This window comes from Lysobacter brunescens (genome assembly GCF_042677005.1).
Classification (GTDB): domain Bacteria; phylum Pseudomonadota; class Gammaproteobacteria; order Xanthomonadales; family Xanthomonadaceae; genus Lysobacter_I; species Lysobacter_I brunescens.
This window is the reverse complement of sequence record NZ_JBHTIF010000001.1, coordinates 1,412,916-1,432,379: the sequence shown is the minus strand read 5'-3', so window position 1 is coordinate 1,432,379 and position 19,464 is coordinate 1,412,916. Positions and strand designations below refer to the sequence as shown.

Below are 19,464 nucleotides of genomic sequence, written 5' to 3'. Positions count from 1 at the left end.
ATCGCAATGGCGCACGACGGCATCGATTCGACACGACGCCGCCTGCTGCTGGCCGGCAGTGCGCTCGCGCTGATGCCGATGTCGACGTTCGCCGTCACACGCGGTGGCAGGACACCGACGGTGCGTGTGCGCGGCGGTCGATTGCAAGGCGCTCGCGACATCCTCGCCGATGGTCGCGAAGTGCTGTCCTTCCGCCACGTGCCCTACGGCGCGGACACTGCGCGCCATCGCTTCCAGCCGCCGCAGCCCGAGCCGGCCTGGCGCGGGGTGCGCGACGCGACCCACTTCGGGCCCGTCGCCGCGCAATCCGGCGCGCTCGGCCCGGGCAGCGAGGACTGCCTCTCGCTCAACATCTGGACGCCTTCGACCGACAAGGCCAAGCGCCCCGTGCTGGTCTACATCCACGGCGGTGGCTACACCACCGGCGGGGGCAACGATCCGCTCTACGACGGCACGCGCCTCTGCCTGCGCGGCGATGTCGTGGTCGTCACCGTGCAGCACCGGCTCAACCTGTTCGGCTACCTCTACCTCGGCGAATTCGACGAACGCTTCACCGCGTCGGGCAACATCGGCCAGCTCGACCTGATCGCCGCGCTGCATTGGATCCGCGAGCACATAGCAGCGTTCGGTGGCGATCCCGGCAACGTCACCCTGTTCGGTCAATCCGGTGGCGGCGCGAAGATCGCCACGCTGATGGCGATGCCGGAAGCGGCCGGGCTCTTCCATCGCGCGATGACGATGAGCGGGCAGCAAGTCACTGCCGCCGGGCCGCGCGCTGCCGCGCAGCGCGCGCGGCTGTTCCTCGACGCGCTCGGCATCGCACCCGATCGTCTCGATCCGCTGCTCTCAATGCCGGCCGCGCGACTGCTCGACGCCGCCCGCACACGCGATCCTTCGCGGGTCGAGGAGATGGCCCTGTACTTCGGCCCCGTGCTCGATGGCCGCGATCTGCCGCGCCATCCCTTCCATCCCGATGCGCCGCCGCAGTCCGCCGCGATCCCGATGATCATCGGCAACACCCGAGACGAAACCCGGGCCTTCCTCGGCAAGGATCCGGCACACCACGCATTGACCTGGGCGACCCTGCCGGACGCGTTGCGTCGCCACCAGTACGTCGATCTGCCCACGGACGTTGTGATCGCCGAGTACCGCCGGCTGTATCCGGACGACACACCCAGCGAGATCTTCTTCGCTGCAACCACCGCCGGGCGCTCCTGGCGTGGCGCAGTGCTCGAAGCCGAAGCGCGCGCACGACAGGCTGCACCGACCTGGGTCTACCAACTGGACTTTCCGTCACCGCTCGATGGCGGCCGCGACCGCGCGCTGCACACGCTCGACATCCCTCTGGTCTTCGACAACATCCGCCAACCCGGCTCGCGGACCGGAAACTCCGACGACGCCCAGCGCGTCGCGGATGCGATGAGCGACGCACTGCTCGCCTTCGCACGCCATGGCAACCCCAACTACGCCGGCCTGCCGCACTGGCCGCGCTACGACTTGGCGCAGCGCGCCACCATGATCTTCGACCGCGCTACGCGCGTGGAAAACGACCCGCGCGGCGGCGAACGCCGGCTCTACGAGCAGGCACCGTTCGTGCAGCGCGGGACGTTCTGATCATCGCGGGTTGGAAACTGGGTGAAGAAGACGTGGTGAAGAAAACCGGGTGAAGAAGACGAGGCCGGGTTCGCTTCCTCCGAAGTGAGCCCGACCCAGTTTTCACGCCCGCGAATGCGCAAAAAAAGAAGGCGGTCGCGCCCACCGTCAGGGGCGCGCCGCCAAGGGGGATGGAAAGGGGAGGGATTTCTTCAGAACGAGTAGCGTGCGCCCACGAAGAACTGACGGCCGGTGTGGTGGTAGACCGAGGCACGGTCTCCGCTCGAATCGACGAATTGGTCGTTGAACTCGTCGGTGAGGTTGATGCCTTCCAGCGTGACCGAGAAATTGTCGGTGATGCTGTACTTCAGGGACGCGTCGACGTTGAAGGTCTCGCGCTTGCCTTCGACATCGTTGTTGTTGCGACCCGGCACGACCTGCAGGTAGTCGTCGCGGTACGAGCCCGAGACACGCGCGCTGAAGCGCTTGTTCTCGTAGTAGAGGGTCGCGTTCCAGGCATCGGGCGACAGGTTCACCAGGTTCTCGGTGACGAACAGGCTGCTGGTCGGCGAGATCGCGTAGTCGATCTCGGATTCGACGTGGGTGTAGTTGATCAGCACGCCGAATCCGCTCCAGAAGCCCGGCAGGAACGAGAACGGCTGCTGATAGTTGATCTCGAAACCCTTGAGCGGGCCGCCGGGCGTGTTCACCGGGGAGGTGATGTCGAACGGCGTGTCCGCCGGCAGGCCGACCGGGTTCAGCAGCTCCAGCGGCAGGCCGGTCGTGTTGTACGGACGCGTCTCGCGCAGGGTCTGGATGTAGGTGTCGATGTCCTTGTAGAACAGCGAAACGCCGAGCAGCGCGTTCTCGCCGAAGTACCACTCCGCCGACAGGTCGTAGGTCGTCGCGCGGAACGGATCGAGCAGCGGGTTGCCGGTGGTGATCGTGCGCAGCGTGGTGTTGACCGTGCCGCCCGGATTCAGGCTCGGCAGCTGCGGCCGCGCCATCACTTTCGCCGCACCGAAGCGCAGCACCAGATCGTCGGTCAGGTCCCACGCCAGGTTCAGCGACGGCAGGGTGTCCGTGTAGCTGTTCTTCACGACCACCTGGCTGCCACCCCCGGTGGCGAGATAGCCGATCGCCGCGACTTCGGTGGAGGCATAGCGCACGCCGACGTTGCCGCGCAGTCGACGACCGATGAAATCGGTGTCGAAATCGAGCTGCACGTAGCCGCCCTGGTCGGTCTCGGTCACCGCGAAGTTGTTGCCGCGCGCGTTGCCGACGGTGATGCTGCCCAGGCGGAAGTCGTCGCCATCGCCCGATGTGCCCGGCGTCGGATCGCAGTTGCAATAGATGTTGAACAGCCGCGCGATCGCGTTGAGATCCGGGATCAACCAGCCGTTCGCGTTGCCACGCGGCTGACCCAGGCCGGAGCCGAAACCGCTGAAGGTGCGCGTGATGTCCGCGACCGACACGCCCGCAGGCAGGCCGGGCACACGCGTTTCGTTCGCGCGACGGAACTCGAAGGTTTCGAAGTCGTATTCCTTCCACACCAGGCCGGCCTTCAACGCGAAGGTCTCGTTGATGTCGAAGATCAGGTTGACCTTGGCATTCTGGAATTCGTTGTCCGCGCCGAGCGGACGCACGCGGATTTCCGAGCCCGTCGAGTTCGCTGCCGGACTGCTGATCCACTGCCAGGCGGTCGGGCTGTTCACGTCGAAGGGATAGGTGATCGCAGGCGTGCGGTCGTTGCCGCGGAAATCCCACGCATAGCCATCGACGTTCTGGATGTCCAGCGTCACCGTGGTCTGGATCGGATTGCGGAACTCGGACTTCGAACGCCCGGCCTGCGCGTTCATCGTCAGCCGGTCGCTCAGTCGGGTCTGCAGGTCGAAACCGATCTGCGTGAAGGTGGTCTCCAGCTCGTCGAAGCGCGATTCCGAACGCACGTCGACGTTGTTGAACACGCCGTAGACCAGATTCCCGCGACCGTCGACTTCGGCCGAGACCACTTCGGTCTGCGGCTTGCCGCCCTGCGCCGCCGTGCGGCTGAAGGAAATGGTTTCGAGGAAGTCTTCCTGGCGCGTCGCTTCTAGCTTGGAGTACAGCGCATCGACCGACAGGGTGGTGTCGTCGGTCAGCTTGAACTGCAGGCTGCCGGTCACGCCGGTGCGCTCCTGTTCGTGGCGCAGGCGCCCGTAGCGCGGCAGGCGCGGATGGAACACGCCGGGCGCCATCGCGGTGTTGTACGCACTGACGTTGGACGCGGTGTTGGCCGGTCGCGCGATGCCGGTCGCGCAGTTCGCCGCCGACGAGCCGGGTGCCGTCGAGGCCGGGGTCACGCCGACCGGGCTGCAGAAACCGCCCGATGCACTGCTCGGCTCCCAACGCACCGCGCTGAAACCTTCCTCCAGCAGCCCGCGTTCGCTGTACGCGACCGACAGCGCCGCGCCGATGCGGCCATCCGCCCACACGTTGCTGATCAGGCCCGCGAAACGCGGATCCCAGTCGCCGGACAGATCGTTGTAGCTCATCTGCCCGCTCACCGTCGCGGTGAATTCGCGGTAGTCGAACGGACGACCCGCGCGCAGGTCGACGGTCGCGCCGAGCGAACCTTCATCGATCTCCGCCGACTGCGTCTTGCGCACCGTGAGGTTGCTGAACAGCTCGGACGCGAAGACGTTGAAATCGAAACCGCGTCCGCGGTTCGCGCCGCCCGAACTGTCCGTGCCGCCTGTCGTGGACAGCGCTTCCATGCCGTTGAGGCGCACGCGGGTGAAGTCCGGGCCGAGGCCGCGCACGGTGATCGAGCGGCCTTCGCCGGCATCGCGGTCGATCGACACGCCCGGGATGCGCTGCAGGGATTCGGCCAGGTTCTGGTCGGGGAACTTGCCGATGTCCTCGGCGACGATCGCATCGATCTGCTCGGCCGAATCGCGCTTCTCGTCCAGCGCGCGGATCAGGCTGGCGCGGAAGCCCGTCACCTTGATGGTGTCCAGGTCTTCTCCGCTTGGTTCGCCCTCCGTCGCAGGCGCCTGTTGCGCCTGGGCGCTCGCCGACAGCGCTGCGAACTGCAGCGCCAGGCCGATCGAGGCGGCGAGAATGGTAACCGGTGTCTTTTTCCTGCCGTACTGCCTGTGCATCGACATCCCCTTTCTTGAAGAAGCAGGCCCGATCTCTGCGGATTCCAGCATCTGCCAGCATCGGACCGAGGTTATGATGGCCCCGGGCGGCACCGAATGACACCGCTGGCCAAAGACGCTATCAAAACCCAGACCGCATTGCATGCTGCAACGCAGCAGCATGATGCCATCCCATGAGGAGGACGCATGCCACACCCCGTCGCCTGTTTCGGTGAACTGCTCCTGCGCCTGTCCGCGCCGGGCCGCGAACGCCTGCTGCAGCATCCTGCATTCGATGTCCATGTCGGCGGCGCGGAAGCCAACGTCGCCGTCTCGCTCGCACGCTTCGGACACGACGCCGAGCTGCTCGGCACGGTCGCGGACAACGCACTGGGCGAAGCCGCGCTCGGCGAATTGCGCAGGCACGGCGTGCATGTCGAGCGCATGCGTCGCGCACCCGGTCGCATGGGCCTCTATTTCCTCTCGCAGGGCGCGGGACTGCGTCCCAGCGAAGTGCTCTACGATCGCGCAGGTTCCGCATTCGCGACCACGCCCGCGCATGCCTACGATTGGCCGCGACTGCTGCAGGGCACGCGGCTGTTCCACGTCTCCGGCGTGACGCCCGCGCTCGGCCAGGCCACGGCGGATGCCGCGATCGACGCCGCGCGTGCCGCGCGCGAAGCCGGCGCGCTGGTGTCGTTCGACGGCAATTTCCGCGCGAAACTCTGGGCTGCGTGGGACGGCGATCCTGCGACCATTCTGCGCGCACTCATCGGCGAAGCCGCGCTCGCCTTCGCGGATCATCGCGACATCGCGGTCGTGCTCGGCGAGGATGGCGGGGACGCGCATGATGCCGAGTTCGTCGAACCCGGCGCGCGCTTCGCGTCGGCGGCAGCGCGCGCCTTCAATGCGTTCCCGCGTCTGCAGCGCATCGTCACGACTGTGCGCACGCAGCACAGCGTCGACGACCACGGCCTGGGCGCGCTGATGGCCACGCGCGATGGCGCACTGCATGTCGCCCCTGCGCGCGCGCTGCAAGGCATCGTCGACCGCATCGGCGCCGGCGACGCCTTCGCAGCCGGCGTGCTCCATGGACTGCTCACCGGCATGCACGACGGGGACAGCCTTGCCTTCGGTCTCGCCGCCGCCTGCCTCAAGCACAGCCAGCCCGGGGACTTCCATCTGTCCGATGTCGAGGATGTCCAGGCCCTGGTGCGCAACGATCGACTGGACGTGAAGCGATGAGCGACCTCGAAGACACCTCTCTCGAAACAGGCACGATCGGCGCGCGCAGCGCGGCGCTCGACGCACTCTTCGAACGCACGTGCATCGTGCCGGTGCTGGTCGTCGAATCGCTCGACGATGCCGAACCACTGGCCCGCGCGCTCGTCGACGCCGGCCTGCCGGTGCTCGAAGTCACGCTGCGCACCCCCGTCGCGCTGCAGGCGATCGAACGCATGCGCCGCGTACCCGGCGCCATCGTCGGCGCAGGCACCGTGCTGGATGCGCGCGACCTGGATGCAGTCGCACGCGCCGGCGCCGCATTCGCGATCTCGCCCGGCGCCACGCCTGCACTGTTGCGCGCCGGAAACGGCCATGTGATGCCGCTGCTGCCGGGCATCGCCACGGCGAGCGACCTCATGGTCGCGCGCGAGCTGGGTTACCGACGTTTCAAGTTCTTCCCTGCGGAATCCAGCGGTGGCGTCGCGGCGCTGCGCAGCCTGGCCGGCCCTTTCGGCGACGTGCGGTTCTGCCCCACCGGCGGCATCGATGCAGCGAAGGCACCTGCGTATCTCGCACTGCCGAACGTCTTCGCGGTCGGTGGTTCGTGGATGGTGCCGGCGAACTCCGTGCGCATGCGCGATTGGGCTGCGATTCATGCGCTTGCGCGCAATGCCGCCGCGCTGCGACGTGCCTGAACGCTTTCCGAAAGTTCCCGATGCCGGGACCTGAAAATTAAGGTTTCGTTAGGCGCCGATGCCGAGAATGCGCATCACCGGATCGGAATGCTTCTCTCTCCCCCACGTCCCACATTCCGCGACGGCCTCACACACGACAACAGAACAAGAGGTCATTCCATGAAGCGCACCCTCCTCGCCCTCACCTTGCTTGCCGCCATCCCGTTCGCCGCATCGGCAGCGGAAGGCGTGTCCTACAACCACGTGCAGGGCGGTTACGCGGCCACCAACGGCGACGGCAGTGCCGATGCCAAGGGCTACGGCATCGACGCCTCCGTCGCGGTCCATCCCAAGTTCCATCTGTTCGGCGCCTACAGCAACCAGGAAATCGACGACACCAACATCGACTTCGACCAGTGGCGCCTCGGCGTCGGCTTCAACCACGAGCTGTCCAAGAAGGCGGATCTGGTGGCCCGCGTCGCCTATGAAAAGACCAACTTCGGCTCCGGCCTGGACTTCGACGGCTACAGCGCCGAAGTCGGCGTTCGCGGCGCGCTGGCCTCGCATTTCGAAGGCTACGCGATGGCCGGCTACGAGGACTACGAGCAGTTCGACGGCGATTTCTACGGCCGCCTCGGTGCGAACGTGAAGTTCAACGAGAACTGGGGCCTCAACGGCGACGTGAAGTTCGCCGATGGCAACACCCAGTGGTTCGTCGGCCCCCGCTTCACCTGGTAAGGCCCGACGGCGCGACACGCACCCGTGCAGGCGTGGCGGACGCCCCCACATCCGCCCTTCGCGCACTGCGGCCCTCCCCTCCGCAACGCGACCTGGAAACCCGGCTCCGGCCGGGTTTCCTTGTTCTGGACAGCCGTCCGGGCGGATCGGCGTACGCTTGGGTACACTCGGCGGCCCCGCGCCGGAGGGCGCGGACAGGACCCACAACACCATCCGCAAGTCAGGGACATCCATGAAGAAGCTCCTCGCGGCCGCAATGCTGCTGGCCATCACGCCGTTCGCGGCGTCCGCCCGGGACAGCCTGGGCAGTTTCACCTACGTCGAAGCGGGCGTGCAGCGCCTGAGCGTCGATGACGGCACCGACAGCCTCGATTTCGACGGCGTGGGCATCCGCACCTCGATCGAGCTGTCGGACAACTTCTACGTCTACGGCGGCTACGCCTGGGCGCGCAACGACGACCTGGCGGTCGACATCGACGCGCGCGACATGCAGATCGGCCTGGGCTATCGGCACACCGTGTTCGACAACGCCGACCTCACCGCCGAGCTCGGCTTCCAGCACACCGAGCTGGATTCGGACCTCTTCCGCGACAACCTCGACGGTGCCCGCCTCTCGCTCGGCCTGCGCGGCGCGCTTTCGAACAACTTCGAAGGCTGGGTGAAGGCGAACTACGTCGACGGCAGCGATTACGAAGGCGAGTTCAGCGGCACGCTCGGCGGCCAGCTCATCATCAACGAGACCTGGGGCATCGTCGGCGAAGTCGAAGCCGGCGACCTGGCCTCGCGCTACACGCTTGGCGTCCGCGCGAGCTTCTGACATCGCGATCGCCTGGCTGTCGCGTCGTGCGGCAGCCAACAGCGCAACGGCCCCGATCGGGGCCGTTGTCGTTTCCAGAGGCAGAAGGAGCGGAAGGATCAGTCGCCGAACAGGCCCGTGGGATATTCGGGTTTCTGTTCGCGCGCCATCAGCCGGCGCAGGCCCTCGGCGGGCGTGATGCCACCGTGCAGCACGTCGCGCACGGTGGAGGTGATCGGCAGCTCGACGCCGTGTCGATCCGCCTGGCGCATGACTTCATCGGCGGTCTGGATCGATTCCACCACCTGGCCGATCTCCCGCACGGCGTCGGCGATGGATTGACCGCGGCCGAGCGCGAGGCCGAGGCGACGGTTGCGCGAGAGGTCGCCGGTGCAGGTCAGCACGAGGTCGCCGAGGCCGGCGAGGCCCATCAGCGTTTCGACCTTGCCGCCGATGGCGACGTTGAGGCGCAGCATTTCGTTGAGACCGCGCGTGATCAGCCCGGCGCGGGCGTTCAGGCCGAGGTCCATGCCGTCGGCGACGCCGGTGGCGACCGCGAGCACGTTCTTCATCGCGCCACCGAGCTCGGCCCCGAGCATGTCCTCGCCGGTGTAGGCGCGGAACGCGGGTCCGTGCAGCGTGTCGGCGACCTGCTGCGCGAAGGCGGGCGTGTCGGAATGCACGGTGAGCGCGGTCGGCAGGCCGGCGGCGACTTCCTTCGCGAACGAAGGACCGGTGACCACGGCCAGCGGCACGTCGTCGGGCAGGATGCCGCCGGCGACTTCATGCAGGAACCGGCCGGAGCCGGGTTCGAAGCCCTTGGTCGCCCAGGCCACGCCGGCATGGGCCGGGCGTAGCGGCGCGAGCGCATGCAGGGTTTCGGCGAAGGCGTGCGAGGGCGTCACGACGAGGACCAGGTCGCAGCCGTCGAGGGCAGCGGCGAGGTCGGGCGTGGCGCGGAGGGTGTCTGGCAGGGGAATCCCCGGCAGATAGCGGGGATTTTCGTGGCGGCCGTCGATGGCCGCCACGGTGTCGCGATCGCGACCCCAGAGCACGGTGCGGTGACCGTGCCGGGCGATCAGGGCGGCGAGTGCGGTGCCCCAGGAGCCGGCGCCGAGGACGGCGACGGCGGGTCTGGCGGCATCGCCATCCGGAGTGTAGGTCGGGTGTCCGGACATCATGCGCGCCCCGTCTGCATCACCAGCGGACGCCGATCAGGCGTTGCCGGCGGTCTCGGTACCAGCGAGGTCCTGCTGCGCGGCGCGCTGGCGCAGGCCTTCAGCGTACAGCGCTTCGAAGTTGATCGGCTGCAGCAGGAACGGCGGGAAGCCGCCGGCCGTGATCAGGTCGCTGACCGTCTGGCGGGCGTACGGATACAGGATGTTCGGGCAATGCACGCCGAGCATCGCGTCCAGGGTCTGGTCGTCGAAGCCGCCGAGACCGAACAGGCCGGCCTGGCGCACTTCCACCAGGTAGATGGTCTTCTCGGCCAGCTTGCAGCTCAGGGTGACGCCCAGTTCGACTTCGAACAGGTTGTCGGCGACGCGCTGGACACGCTGGTTGAGGTTCATCTCGAGGTTGGGCTGCCCCTGTTCGGTGAACACCTGCGGCGCGCCGGGGGCTTCGAACGAGACATCCTTGACGTAGATCTTCTCGACCGCGAAGGTCGGGCCATTGTTTTCGGCGGCGCCGTTGGCGACGGGTTCGGACATGACAGGGCTCCTGAAAGGGGAAAGGCGGAAAAGAGGTCGATTATGGCATGGCACCGGCGGGGAGGCGCCGGAGGGACCTGGACGGTCCGGGCCGTCGCCACGGCTCCATCCGATCTGGGAGCGCCCGCGCGGTTTTCAACCTCGACGGCATCGTCCCGGCCCCGGAGGGCCGGGCGCCGGGGGCGTCAGCCCTTGCCCTTGACCAGCGGCAGTTCGGCTGCCTGCCAGGCGGTGATGCCGCCATCGAGGATGTGCACGTGCTGGAAGCCGGCCTGCTTGAGGCGCTTGGCTGCGCCGGTCACGGTCACGCCGTTCTGGCAGACCAGCACCACCGGCAGGGCCTTGGCCGGGGCCAGCTGCTTGCCTTCGGGGTCGAACTGGCTCATCTGCACGTTCTTCGACCCCGCGATGTGGCCCTTCTGGAAGTCGGCGATCGCGCGCAGGTCGACGACCAGGGCGTTCTCGCGGTTGATCATCAGGACCAGTTCGGCGGGGCGCAGGGTCTTGTAGCTGCGGAAGAAGCGCGACAGCTCGTTGACGATGATCGCCACGGTCAGGCCGCCGAGGGCGATGCTGTAAACGGGGTTGCGGCCTGCGAAGGCCCACAGTTCTTCGAAATTCACGGGAAGTCTGACCAGTCGGCGCGGCGGGGCCGCGTTGGGGGCGGCATTGTCGCCTGCCCCGGGCGCGCTGGCAAAACCGCAGGCGGCGCGCCCGCCGGAGACACGGCGGACAGGCCGATCAGCGACCGTCCCAGAAGTCCGGCAGGCCGGCGACCCACCAGGCCTTGGTCTTGGGGTCGTAGCGCCAGATTTCCGTGAAACGCACGCGGCGCTGGGTGAGCGTGTTGCGGTTGACGACCTCGATCTGGATCTCGCGCAGTTCGGTGCCGGGCTCCGGGCCGGGCATGGCGGCGAGGTCGCGATAGCCGGTGACCTGGATCTGTTCGTAGCGGGAGAAGTCCGCAGCGGTCATCGGCTTCTCCTCGCGGACCTTGGGATCGACCAGCGACCAGGCCCCCTCGAAGTCGCCCCAGCGGATCGCGGCCGAGTAGGCGTACTGGTTCTTCTCGAGCGTGCTGCGCTTCTTGCTCGCCATCGCCATGCCGGCCATGGACAGCAGGAGGACGAGCACGAGCAGGCGGGTCAGGAGTCGCATCGGGGCGGCGGCGGGCATGTCGGATCCTGCGAAAGGCGTCCGGCGGATGCTACCGCTTCAGGATCGCCGCGTAACGCGACCGGCTCTCGGTCGCCACCCCGCCTTCAGGCAGCGGTACGGTCGCCTGCACCGTCAGCCTCGCCCGGCCCCGGCTGTGCAGGGTGGCGAGGAAGGCGTCCCAGGATTCGCCATCGGCCAGCGCGGCCACCGCTTCCAGGTCGCCGTACAGGGGGGCGCGATAGCGGATCTCGCTGTCGGCGACGAAGACATCGGCGTCGAGGCCGGCTTCGGCGAGGCGCAGGCTGATCAGGCCCCAGCCGGCGAGGGTCAGCAGCGAGGTCAGGCTGCCGCCGAAGGCGCAGCCCTTGTCGTTCACGTTGGCCGAGAGCGGCGCGCGCAGCCGCAGGCGGCCGGCATCGTCCAGCCCGGCCACGCGCAGGCCGAGGGCGGCCACCGGCGGCATGGCGAGCAGTTCGTCTTCGAGGGCGTGCAGCGGGTCATGGGCATGCGGGGAGGCATGCGTGGGGGCATGCAGGACTGCGGCGTTGGACATCGGGTGCGGGGGCTCGTCTTGCGGGGACTTGGTCTTGCGGGGCGTGGTGTTGCCCAGCGTGTGTTGCAGGCCAGGGATCGAATGGCCAAGCTGCCCGGATGTCGCCATCCCGCAGCCCGCGCCCATGCTACACATCCGCTACGGCATACGATGCCGCACGGTGGCAGGACGCTGCGTGCGCGCCGCTGGTGGTATCGCTGCGCCCGGCGAACGACCACGGCGCGATGCGCCGTGCCGCCGCCGCACACGGCCTGCGGGTGCTGGCCCTGTCGCCGTGGCGCATCGCGGTGCGCGACGATCCCGACACGCGCCGGGCGCTGCGCGCCGCGCTGGCTGCGGACATCGTGATCGCCACCAGTCCGGCCGCGGTGCGCGCGGCGAGCACGCTGGCCACGCTGCGCGCACGACGCGGCCAGGCGTTCTGCGCGGTCGGAAGCGCCACCGCCGAGGCGCTGCGCCGGGCCGGCATCGACCGGATCCACGCGCCCGAACGCATGGACAGCGAAGGCCTGCTGGCTCTCGACGTGCTGCAGCCGGTGCGCGGCCTCGTCGTCGGCCTGCTCACCGCGCCCGGCGGCCGCGACCGCATCGCTCCGACCCTGCGCGCACGCGGTGCCAGCGTGCATCGCGCGGACGTCTATGCCCGTGAACCGATCGCGCCCTCGCCGCGCGCGCTGGCGCAACTGCGCGCATTCGACGGCCCGCTGCTGCTACCGGTGAGCAGCGGCGAGGCGCTGACGACGATCCTGGCGGCAGTGCCGGACGACATCTCCGCGCGACTGCGCGGCGCGCGCATCCTGGCGGCCAGCGAACGCCTGGCCGCGCTCGCCCGCGAGGCCGGCTGCGCGGACGTGCGCATCGCCGACGGGCCGCGTCCCGCGCAGCTGCTGGCCTGCGCGGCGCGCGACAGCTGAACGCGGCAGCGGCGGGCGCTCCCCCCTTGCCGTAACATGCCCGCGAGCGCCCCACCCGCCATCGCGCGACGCCATGACCGAACACGACACGCCGCAGTCCGCCGAACCCGGCCCGCCGGCGTCCGCCGCCACGCCGACACCCCCGACGCCGCCGGCCGCCACGACACCGCCTGTGCCGCCAGCGCCCGCACCGACGGCGTCACGCAACGGCCTGACGATCGCCGTCTTCGTGCTCGCCATCGCCGCCGGGGGCGGTTGGCTGTGGCATGTGGCGCAGGAACGCGCCGAGCGCGAAGCCCGCGCCGAGGCCGAGGCCGCGCAGCAGCTCGACGCCATGCAATCGCGCGTGGACAGCCTGCGTCGCGACGTGCGCGGCCACAGCCAGCGCCTGCAGCAGGCCGATGCGACCAACCGCGTGCTGCGCGACGAACTGATCGGCATGGGCCAGCGCGCGACCGTGCTGGAGGACCAGGTCGCGAAGCTCGCCGACGCCAGCCGCCACGGCGCGCAGGCCCTGCGCATGGACGAGGCCGAACTGCTGCTGACCATGGGCGAACAGCGCCTGCGCCTGGCCGGCGACCTCGACGGCGCGCGCCGCGCGTATACGCTGGCCGCAGGCGTGCTGCAGGGTGTCGACAGCCCGGCCGCGCTGAATCTCCGCCAGGCGCTCGCGCAGGAGCGTGCGGCGCTCGACACCCTCGACATCGATCCGGGCCTCGAAGCGCTGGCCGGCCTCGACGCCTTCGCGCGCGCGCTGCCGCCGGACGATGCGGCGCCCGCGCAGGGCACTGCGGTCGATGCCGCTGCGCCGTGGTGGGAACGCGTGCTCGCACGGCTGGTGCAGGTGCGTCGCGCCGACGAGGCGCTGGCGGTGTCCGCGCACGACCGCGCCGCCGCGCGCATCGGCCTGGAGCTGGAACTCTCGCTCGCGCGCGCCGCCGCAGAACGACGCGACGCGACGGCCTACCGCGCCGCGCTCACGCGGGCGGAGGCCTGGCTGCCCCGGCTGTGGCCCCGCGGCGGCGGCCGTGGCAAGGAACTGCAAAGGCTCCGCGCGCTTCCGCTGGTCGCGGACATGCCGACCCTGGGCAGCACGCTCGAACTGCTGCGCGCGCAGCGCGCGGGGCGCGGATGACGCTGTTCCGCAACCTGCTGCTGTGGCTACTGTTCGCGCTGTCCGGCGCGCTGCTGGCGCAGGCGCTGATCCAGGATCCCGGATTCGTGCTGGTGCGCTATCTCGGCACCGAGATCGAGACTACGCTCGCCGGCGGCCTTCTCATGCTGTGCCTCGCACTGGGCGCGCTGTGGGGCCTGTGGAAGCTGGCGACCCTGCCGTTCCGGCTGTGGCGCTCGCGACGCGAACGCGCGGCGCGCGCGCGACTGGCCGACGGCCTGGATGCGCTGCATCGCGGCGAGCATGCGAAGGCCGAGTCCCTGCTCGATGTCGCCGCACAGGATCCGCAGTTCGCGGTCGTCGCACGCGTGGCTGCCGCGCGCGCCGCGCATGCGCGCGGGGACCTGGCCGCCGCCGTGGCGCATCTGCAGGCGCTGCCCGAACGCCATGCCGCGTCGCGGGCGCTCGCACTGGCCGACCTCGCGCTCACCGATGGCCGCCTCGACGACGCACGCGACGCACTGGCGTCGCTGGATGCGCAGAACGCACCGCCGCGCGTGGCGACGCTGCGCGCGATGCTGGACGGCACGCCCGACGACATGCCCGACAACGACGCGCCGCCGGCTGAACCATCGCCGCTGGCGGGCGACCGTTGAGCGACGCACACGCGCCGCGCCCTCGGCTATCCTGCCGCGAACGCATGCCCGACACCCGATGACGCCCCCCGCCGCCACCGCCCCCCGCATCGAACCGGATCCGCAGGACGCGGGCCACGTCCGTCTGCTGGGCGAATGGACGCTGCAGCACGCGCTCGCGATCGGTGCTGCGCTGCGCGAACTGCCCGACGATGCGCGCATGCTCGACGCCAGCGGCGTGGCGCGACTCGACTCGCTGGGCGTCCTGCAGCTGCTGCGCCACGCCAGCCGCAATGGCCTCGATGCCGATGCGCTGCGCTTCCACGAAGACCATCGCGCGCTGGTGCAGGTGATCGAGGACGTGCGCGACGGCCGGCCGAAGGCGAAGAAAACCTACGGCTTCGCCGCCGCGCTGGAACGCCTGGGCCATGCGGTGCACGACAACGCCCGCGAAGTGGTCGCGTTGGTCAGCTTCCTCGGCGAAACCCTGACGAAGATGGGCCGCACGGTGGTGCAGCCGCGCCGCCTGCGCGCGATCTCGACCGTGCACCACATGGAGCAGGTCGGCCTGGATGCGGTGCCGCTGGTGGCGCTGCTGTCGTTCCTGGTCGGCGCGGTCATCGCCTTCCTCGGCTCGAACATCCTCGCCGACTTCGGTGCATCGATCTATGTCGTCGAGCTGGTCAGCATTTCCTTCCTGCGCGAGTTCGGGGTACTGCTCACCGCGATCATCCTCGCCGGACGCACCGCCAGCGCGTTCACCGCGCAGATCGGCTCGATGGTCAACCGCGAGGAGGTCGACGCGATCCGCACGCTGGGCCTGGACCCGGTGGACCTGCTGGTCATCCCGCGCCTGATCGCGTTGCTGGTGATGCTGCCCCTGCTGACCTTCATCGCGATGCTCGCCGGCCTGCTCGGCGGCATGGTGGTGGGCATGACCAGCCTGGACATCCCGATGCAGGCCTACTACGGCCGCATGCAGGAAACGATGGAATTGCGCCATTTCCTGGTCGGCATGGCCAAAGCCCCGGTCTTCGCGATGGTGATCGGTCTGATCGGCTGCCTGGAAGGCCTGCAGGTCACCGGCACCGCGCAATCGGTCGGCGAGCGCACCACGTCGAGCGTGGTGCAGACGATCTCGCTGGTGATCGTGTTCGACGCGTTCGCGGCGATCTGGTTCATGCAGGTGGGGTGGTGATGGCGACAACGACCTCTTCCCGCATTGATGGCGATCTGCAGACCGCTCTCTTCGAGGTGAAATCGACCTGTTACTTGGCGAGCAGATCGCTCTATGTCATCGCGGGTGAGATCAAGTCTGGAGCCGTGCGAGCAGGCATGCAGATCGAGATTTCTCTCAACAGCGCCATCACGATGAACCTCGATGTTGCAGGCATCGAATTCATACGGCAGCCGGAGAGAGAACTTGTCGCATTGACGGTCATGGTCGACAGCAAAGCAGAAGCCGATCTCATCGATGCCATGAACATTGCCGGCAGTCAATTGCAGCTCGCGATGCCTGCTGGTCGTAGTGAGCATCCCGGAGAGCGCTCGACATGACGGCCTCCACGCTTGAACCCATCATCCAGGTCCGCGGCCTGCGCAACCAGTTCGGCGAACAGGTGGTGCACGACAAGCTCGACCTCGACGTGCGACCGGGCGAGATCATCGGCGTGGTCGGCGGTTCGGGCAGCGGCAAGTCGGTACTGCTGCGCTCGATCATCGGCCTGCGCGACCCTGACGCCGGTGACGTGCAGGTGCTCGGCGTCGACGGGCGTTCGCGCGACGACGAGGACCGCCGCCACATCGAGCGCAATACCGGCGTGCTGTTCCAGGACGGCGCGCTGTTCTCGTCGCTGACCGTGGGCGAGAACGTGCAGGTGCCGCTGAAGGAACACCATCCCGAGCTGCCGGAATCGCTGCTGTACGAACTGGCGCTGCTGAAGGTGAAGCTGGCCGGGCTGCCGCCGGATGCGCTGGACAAGCTGCCGTCGCAGCTGTCCGGCGGCATGCGAAAGCGCGCCGGCCTGGCGCGGGCGCTTGCGCTGGACCCGCCGCTGCTGTTCCTGGACGAGCCCACCGCCGGGCTGGACCCGATCGGCGCTGCGGCCTTCGACCATCTCACCCGCACCCTGCAGCAGGCGCTGGGCCTGACCGTGTTCCTGATCACCCACGATCTGGATACGCTGTACGCCATCTGCGACCGCGTCGCCGTGCTCGCCGAGAAGCGCGTGATCGCGGTCGGCCCGCTGGCGGAGATCGAGCGCATGGACCATCCCTGGGTGCAGGAGTATTTCAACGGTCCCCGCGGGCGCGCCGCGCGCGACGGCCACCGCCGCATCGTCGAGACGAGAGACTGACATGGAAACCCGTGCCAATTACGTGCTGATCGGCGCCTTCACCCTCGCGGCGGCGGCCTTCATGCTGCTGTTCGGGCTGTGGGCGGCGAAGTACACCTCCGCCAAGGACTGGCGCCACTACGACGTGGTCTTCGACGAAGCCGTGACCGGCCTGACCGAAGGCGGCAGCGTGCAGTACAACGGCATCAGCGTGGGCACCGTCGACGACCTGCGCCTGGACCCGGACGATCCGCGCAAGGTGATCGCACGGGTCAAGCTGCGCGCGGAAACACCGGTGAAGACCGACACCCACGCCAAGCTGTCGTTCACCGGGCTCACCGGCACGGCCTTCATCCAGCTGACCGGCGGCAGCCCGACCGCGCCGCTGCTCGCCAGCGAGAACGGCGACGACGTGCCGGTCATCGAGACCGAAGCCTCGGCGCTGCAGAACATCGCCGAGACCGCGAACAAGCTGGTGACGCGGCTCGACCAGGTGTTGAGCGAAGACAACATCCGCAACATCACCGAGACCCTGAAGAACCTGGAGAACGCCACCGGCGCGATCGCAGACCAGCGCCAGGACCTCGGCGCGCTGATCAGCAACGCCCGCGTGTCGAGCGAAAAGCTCGCCGCAACGCTGGACACGACGCAAGGCGCGATCGCCGACATCGACCGCGAGCTGGTCGACAAACTGCCGGGCCTGATCGCCAAGCTCGACAGCACGCTGACCCGGCTCGATTCCGCCGCCGGCAACGCCAATTCGCTGCTCGACGAGAATCGCGGCGCGATCCGCAATTTCACCGAGGATGGCCTGGCGCAGCTGGGGCCGACGCTGGAAGAACTGCGCGTGCTGGTACGCGACCTGCGCCGGATCAGCACGCGACTCGACGACAACCCGGCCGGCTACGTGCTGGGTCGACAGAAGCCCAAGGAATTCGAACCCGAATGAGCCGCATGAGCCCATCGCGCCGATCGAGCGCCTCCATTCGACTTCACGCACCGCTGCGACTCGCCGCGCTGTCCGCGCTTCTCGCTCTCGGCGGCTGCGGCCTCCTGCCGAAGAACGAACCGATCGCGCTCTATCGCCCCGAGCCGCGCGTGGCCATCGACGCCGCCTGGCCGAAGGCGGACTGGCAACTGCAGATCGCCCGTCCCGTCGCCGACGCCAGCAGCGACTCCGCACGCATCCTCGTGCGCCCGCGCGCCGGCGAACTGCAGGTGTACAAGGGCGCAGCGTGGACGCAGCCTGCGCCGGACATCGTCCACGACGCGCTGATGCGCGCCTTCATCGACAGCGGTCGCTTCGCCGGCGTCGCGCGGCGCGGCGAAGGCGTGAGCCCGCGCTACGAACTGCTGCTGGACCTGCGCCGCTTCGAGTCCGACTACGCCGACGCCGGCACGCCGACCGTGCGGATCGCCGTCGGCGCGCGCCTGGTGCACAACGCCGACAACCGCATCGTCGCCAGCCGGGTGTTCGAGGCCGACGTGCCCGCCGAAGGCACCGACGTGCCGCGCATCAACCGCGCCTTCGAACAGGGCCTGGGCGATGTGTCCGCCGCGATGGTGGGCTGGGTGCTGGCCGAAGGCGGACGCAGCAGCGACCGGGGCAGGTAAGCCTGCCCCAGCCGACGCTGCGCCGGTTCACGCCATGCGCGGCGCGCTCTGGCGCTGCTGCTGTTCCTGGGTCTCCTGCGCGACGGCCTGCGTACGCGAGGTGTCCAGCGCCGCGGCGAAGCGATCCATCACCTGCTCCGTCGGCTTGCTGGCCAGGGCCATGTCGACGGGCGCGACGCGTGCGGCCGGGTCGGTCTTCTCGCGATCGGTGACGAAAGCGGTCTGGCCGTTCTGGCCGAAGGCCACGTCGCCGATCGACTTGAAGCGGTTTTCCGCCGCGACCCCGGCGATGCCCGCGAGCAGGCTCGGGTTCTGGGTGTCCTGCGGCGCATCGGGCACCGCCCGCGCCAGCGCCGTCGAGGCCTGCTGGATCATCGGATCGGCATTGAACCGGTTCCAGTCCACTGCCGCGCCGGGGGTCGCGGGGGTCACGCCGGCCACGCGCACGTCCTGTTCGCCGGCATCGCTGCGCTGCTGCGCCGGGGCCAGGCCGTTGAAACGCTGGCGCATGGTCTCGGCGGCGGCATCCATCATCTCCGGCACGCTCTGCACCGCGCCGTGGTTGGCCAGGCCGTTGGCGCCGAACGGCGCGTTCGGGAAGTCGTAGTTGCGCGTGACTTCGGTGTTGTAGTTCGCACGCGCCATCGCCAGGCGGATCACGCCGTCGCCGGGCGTGTTGAAGTGGGTGTGCGCGAACTTCACGCCGTCCGCCTGCACCCGGTCGCGCGCGGTGTCGGGGTTTTCCGGACCCCAGGTGTAGGCCGGGGTGGACAGCGTGGTGACGTGGATCGCGGCGTTGATGCCGCGCTGCTTCATGCCTTCGGAAATCTCGTCCGAGGCCAGGATCGAGACGTTGCCGCCGTGGCTGAAGCCGACGAGGTTCAGGGTCAGCGGCTTGTTGCGGTCGAGATCGCCGCGTTCGATCGCGTTGTCGACCTGCTGCAGCACGTGCGCGGCGAAGCGCTCCGAAGCGATCTCGCGGTCGCGGGTGCCGTTCATCTGGTGGGCGGTGCCCGGCACGTTCTGGGAGACGGGCGCCTCGCCCATGTAGATGCCCTGGGGGTCGAACTGCGGGCGCATCACGGTTTCGGTACGGGCGCGCCAGTCGAAACCGTTGTCCCAGAGGTTGGCGCCTTCGGTGGTCCTGCCCACGGCGGCACTGATCCGCTGGGTGACCTCGCGGACGTTCTCGGGGGTGTTGATGGTGCCGTGCACGCCGAAGGTGAAGATCTGGGCGTCTTTGGCGTAGGGGTCGGACATTGCGGGTGCTCCTTGTCTGCG

General features: G+C 68.9%; 20 protein-coding genes. 13 read left to right on the top strand and 7 right to left on the bottom strand.

Annotated features, from left to right (window positions below):
• The first annotated feature begins 6 nt into the window (after nucleotides 1–6).
• Nucleotides 7–1,614, top strand: coding sequence for a carboxylesterase/lipase family protein (locus tag ACFQ0E_RS06165; protein WP_386822794.1), 1,608 nt, complete (start codon nucleotides 7–9; stop codon nucleotides 1,612–1,614).
• A gap of 191 nt (nucleotides 1,615–1,805) precedes the next feature.
• Here ACFQ0E_RS06165 and ACFQ0E_RS06160 read toward each other — a convergent pair whose 3' ends face one another.
• Nucleotides 1,806–4,742 carry a TonB-dependent receptor gene (locus ACFQ0E_RS06160; protein WP_386822793.1) on the bottom strand — a complete coding sequence of 979 codons (2,937 nt, stop codon included), beginning with the start codon at nucleotides 4,740–4,742 and terminating at the stop codon, nucleotides 1,806–1,808.
• Nucleotides 4,743–4,922: 180 nt separating this feature from the next.
• Here ACFQ0E_RS06160 and ACFQ0E_RS06155 point away from each other — a divergent pair, with 180 nt between their 5' ends.
• From ACFQ0E_RS06155 to ACFQ0E_RS06140, 4 genes are all read left to right on the top strand, one after another.
• A complete protein-coding gene (locus ACFQ0E_RS06155) occupies nucleotides 4,923–5,960 on the top strand; it encodes a sugar kinase (RefSeq protein ID WP_386822792.1) in 1,038 nt (345 codons plus the stop codon).
• A gap of 35 nt (nucleotides 5,961–5,995) precedes the next feature.
• Nucleotides 5,996–6,634: a bifunctional 4-hydroxy-2-oxoglutarate aldolase/2-dehydro-3-deoxy-phosphogluconate aldolase gene (gene eda, locus ACFQ0E_RS06150; protein ID WP_386824060.1), complete on the top strand. Its 639-nt coding sequence runs from the start codon at nucleotides 5,996–5,998 to the stop codon at nucleotides 6,632–6,634.
• A gap of 159 nt (nucleotides 6,635–6,793) precedes the next feature.
• Entirely contained in the window at nucleotides 6,794–7,351 is a 558-nt protein-coding gene (locus tag ACFQ0E_RS06145; RefSeq protein WP_386822791.1) for an OmpO family porin, read from the top strand.
• A 232-nt stretch (nucleotides 7,352–7,583) separates the two neighbouring features.
• Nucleotides 7,584–8,168 carry an outer membrane beta-barrel protein gene (locus ACFQ0E_RS06140; RefSeq protein WP_386822790.1) on the top strand — a complete coding sequence of 195 codons (585 nt, stop codon included), beginning with the start codon at nucleotides 7,584–7,586 and terminating at the stop codon, nucleotides 8,166–8,168.
• A gap of 98 nt (nucleotides 8,169–8,266) precedes the next feature.
• Here the strand turns inward: ACFQ0E_RS06140 and ACFQ0E_RS06135 are convergent, their stop codons facing one another.
• The 5 genes from ACFQ0E_RS06135 to ACFQ0E_RS06115 all read right to left on the bottom strand — a co-directional run bounded on the left by ACFQ0E_RS06135 (nucleotide 8,267) and on the right by ACFQ0E_RS06115 (nucleotide 11,570).
• A complete protein-coding gene (locus ACFQ0E_RS06135; RefSeq protein WP_386824058.1) occupies nucleotides 8,267–9,325 on the bottom strand; it encodes an NAD(P)H-dependent glycerol-3-phosphate dehydrogenase in 1,059 nt (352 codons plus the stop codon).
• Between the two features lie 36 nt (nucleotides 9,326–9,361).
• Nucleotides 9,362–9,859 carry a protein-export chaperone SecB gene (gene secB, locus ACFQ0E_RS06130; RefSeq protein ID WP_386822789.1) on the bottom strand — a complete coding sequence of 166 codons (498 nt, stop codon included), beginning with the start codon at nucleotides 9,857–9,859 and terminating at the stop codon, nucleotides 9,362–9,364.
• Nucleotides 9,860–10,044: 185 nt separating this feature from the next.
• Nucleotides 10,045–10,482, bottom strand: a complete 438-nt coding sequence (locus ACFQ0E_RS06125) for a rhodanese-like domain-containing protein (protein WP_137851182.1) — start codon at nucleotides 10,480–10,482, stop codon at nucleotides 10,045–10,047.
• Between the two features lie 118 nt (nucleotides 10,483–10,600).
• Nucleotides 10,601–11,035, bottom strand: a complete 435-nt coding sequence (locus ACFQ0E_RS06120) for a hypothetical protein (RefSeq protein ID WP_386822788.1) — start codon at nucleotides 11,033–11,035, stop codon at nucleotides 10,601–10,603.
• Nucleotides 11,036–11,066: 31 nt separating this feature from the next.
• Nucleotides 11,067–11,570 carry a YiiD C-terminal domain-containing protein gene (locus tag ACFQ0E_RS06115; RefSeq protein WP_386822787.1) on the bottom strand — a complete coding sequence of 168 codons (504 nt, stop codon included), beginning with the start codon at nucleotides 11,568–11,570 and terminating at the stop codon, nucleotides 11,067–11,069.
• Nucleotides 11,571–11,794: 224 nt separating this feature from the next.
• Here ACFQ0E_RS06115 and ACFQ0E_RS06110 point away from each other — a divergent pair, with 224 nt between their 5' ends.
• The 8 genes from ACFQ0E_RS06110 to ACFQ0E_RS06075 all read left to right on the top strand — a co-directional run bounded on the left by ACFQ0E_RS06110 (nucleotide 11,795) and on the right by ACFQ0E_RS06075 (nucleotide 18,183).
• Nucleotides 11,795–12,484, top strand: coding sequence for a uroporphyrinogen-III synthase (locus ACFQ0E_RS06110; RefSeq protein WP_386822786.1), 690 nt, complete (start codon nucleotides 11,795–11,797; stop codon nucleotides 12,482–12,484).
• A 73-nt stretch (nucleotides 12,485–12,557) separates the two neighbouring features.
• The gene (locus ACFQ0E_RS06105; RefSeq protein ID WP_386822785.1) at nucleotides 12,558–13,619 is read left to right on the top strand and encodes a hypothetical protein; all 1,062 of its coding nucleotides are present in this window, start codon (nucleotides 12,558–12,560) and stop codon (nucleotides 13,617–13,619) included.
• Nucleotides 13,616–14,254, top strand: a complete 639-nt coding sequence (locus ACFQ0E_RS06100; protein ID WP_386822784.1) for a heme biosynthesis HemY N-terminal domain-containing protein — start codon at nucleotides 13,616–13,618, stop codon at nucleotides 14,252–14,254. Before ACFQ0E_RS06105 ends, ACFQ0E_RS06100 begins: the two co-directional genes overlap by 4 nt.
• 58 nt (nucleotides 14,255–14,312) lie before the next feature.
• On the top strand, nucleotides 14,313–15,431 hold the full coding sequence (locus ACFQ0E_RS06095; protein WP_386822783.1) for an ABC transporter permease: 1,119 nt from the start codon (nucleotides 14,313–14,315) through the stop codon (nucleotides 15,429–15,431).
• Complete coding sequence (locus ACFQ0E_RS06090) at nucleotides 15,431–15,790, top strand: hypothetical protein (protein WP_386822782.1); 360 nt, start codon at nucleotides 15,431–15,433, stop codon at nucleotides 15,788–15,790. The genes ACFQ0E_RS06095 and ACFQ0E_RS06090 overlap by 1 nt, the downstream gene beginning before the upstream one ends.
• On the top strand, nucleotides 15,787–16,590 hold the full coding sequence (locus tag ACFQ0E_RS06085) for an ABC transporter ATP-binding protein (protein WP_386822781.1): 804 nt from the start codon (nucleotides 15,787–15,789) through the stop codon (nucleotides 16,588–16,590). The genes ACFQ0E_RS06090 and ACFQ0E_RS06085 overlap by 4 nt, the downstream gene beginning before the upstream one ends.
• A 1-nt stretch (nucleotide 16,591) precedes the next feature.
• Entirely contained in the window at nucleotides 16,592–17,518 is a 927-nt protein-coding gene (locus tag ACFQ0E_RS06080; RefSeq protein WP_386822780.1) for an MlaD family protein, read from the top strand.
• 5 nt (nucleotides 17,519–17,523) lie between these two features.
• On the top strand, nucleotides 17,524–18,183 hold the full coding sequence (locus ACFQ0E_RS06075) for an ABC-type transport auxiliary lipoprotein family protein (protein WP_386822779.1): 660 nt from the start codon (nucleotides 17,524–17,526) through the stop codon (nucleotides 18,181–18,183).
• A 27-nt stretch (nucleotides 18,184–18,210) separates the two neighbouring features.
• On the opposite strand, the gene ACFQ0E_RS06070 is transcribed toward ACFQ0E_RS06075, so the two are convergent.
• The gene (locus ACFQ0E_RS06070) at nucleotides 18,211–19,443 is read right to left on the bottom strand and encodes an XVIPCD domain-containing protein (RefSeq protein ID WP_386822778.1); all 1,233 of its coding nucleotides are present in this window, start codon (nucleotides 19,441–19,443) and stop codon (nucleotides 18,211–18,213) included.
• Between the last annotated feature and the right edge of the window lie 21 nt (nucleotides 19,444–19,464).

What these genes read in the sequence shown, in the direction of transcription:
- ACFQ0E_RS06165 (WP_386822794.1), top strand. Translation starts at nt 7, where the DNA reads ATGGCGCACGACGGCATCGATTCGACACGACGCCGCCTGCTGCTGGCC.
- ACFQ0E_RS06160 (WP_386822793.1), bottom strand. Translation starts at nt 4,742, where the DNA reads ATGTCGATGCACAGGCAGTACGGCAGGAAAAAGACACCGGTTACCATT.
- ACFQ0E_RS06155 (WP_386822792.1), top strand. Translation starts at nt 4,923, where the DNA reads ATGCCACACCCCGTCGCCTGTTTCGGTGAACTGCTCCTGCGCCTGTCC.
- ACFQ0E_RS06145 (WP_386822791.1), top strand. Translation starts at nt 6,794, where the DNA reads ATGAAGCGCACCCTCCTCGCCCTCACCTTGCTTGCCGCCATCCCGTTC.
- ACFQ0E_RS06140 (WP_386822790.1), top strand. Translation starts at nt 7,584, where the DNA reads ATGAAGAAGCTCCTCGCGGCCGCAATGCTGCTGGCCATCACGCCGTTC.
- ACFQ0E_RS06135 (WP_386824058.1), bottom strand. Translation starts at nt 9,325, where the DNA reads ATGTCCGGACACCCGACCTACACTCCGGATGGCGATGCCGCCAGACCC.
- secB (WP_386822789.1), bottom strand. Translation starts at nt 9,859, where the DNA reads ATGTCCGAACCCGTCGCCAACGGCGCCGCCGAAAACAATGGCCCGACC.
- ACFQ0E_RS06120 (WP_386822788.1), bottom strand. Translation starts at nt 11,035, where the DNA reads ATGCCCGCCGCCGCCCCGATGCGACTCCTGACCCGCCTGCTCGTGCTC.
- ACFQ0E_RS06115 (WP_386822787.1), bottom strand. Translation starts at nt 11,570, where the DNA reads ATGTCCAACGCCGCAGTCCTGCATGCCCCCACGCATGCCTCCCCGCAT.
- ACFQ0E_RS06110 (WP_386822786.1), top strand. Translation starts at nt 11,795, where the DNA reads ATGCGCCGTGCCGCCGCCGCACACGGCCTGCGGGTGCTGGCCCTGTCG.
- ACFQ0E_RS06105 (WP_386822785.1), top strand. Translation starts at nt 12,558, where the DNA reads ATGACCGAACACGACACGCCGCAGTCCGCCGAACCCGGCCCGCCGGCG.
- ACFQ0E_RS06100 (WP_386822784.1), top strand. Translation starts at nt 13,616, where the DNA reads ATGACGCTGTTCCGCAACCTGCTGCTGTGGCTACTGTTCGCGCTGTCC.
- ACFQ0E_RS06095 (WP_386822783.1), top strand. Translation starts at nt 14,313, where the DNA reads ATGACGCCCCCCGCCGCCACCGCCCCCCGCATCGAACCGGATCCGCAG.
- ACFQ0E_RS06090 (WP_386822782.1), top strand. Translation starts at nt 15,431, where the DNA reads ATGGCGACAACGACCTCTTCCCGCATTGATGGCGATCTGCAGACCGCT.
- ACFQ0E_RS06085 (WP_386822781.1), top strand. Translation starts at nt 15,787, where the DNA reads ATGACGGCCTCCACGCTTGAACCCATCATCCAGGTCCGCGGCCTGCGC.
- ACFQ0E_RS06080 (WP_386822780.1), top strand. Translation starts at nt 16,592, where the DNA reads ATGGAAACCCGTGCCAATTACGTGCTGATCGGCGCCTTCACCCTCGCG.
- ACFQ0E_RS06075 (WP_386822779.1), top strand. Translation starts at nt 17,524, where the DNA reads ATGAGCCCATCGCGCCGATCGAGCGCCTCCATTCGACTTCACGCACCG.
- ACFQ0E_RS06070 (WP_386822778.1), bottom strand. Translation starts at nt 19,443, where the DNA reads ATGTCCGACCCCTACGCCAAAGACGCCCAGATCTTCACCTTCGGCGTG.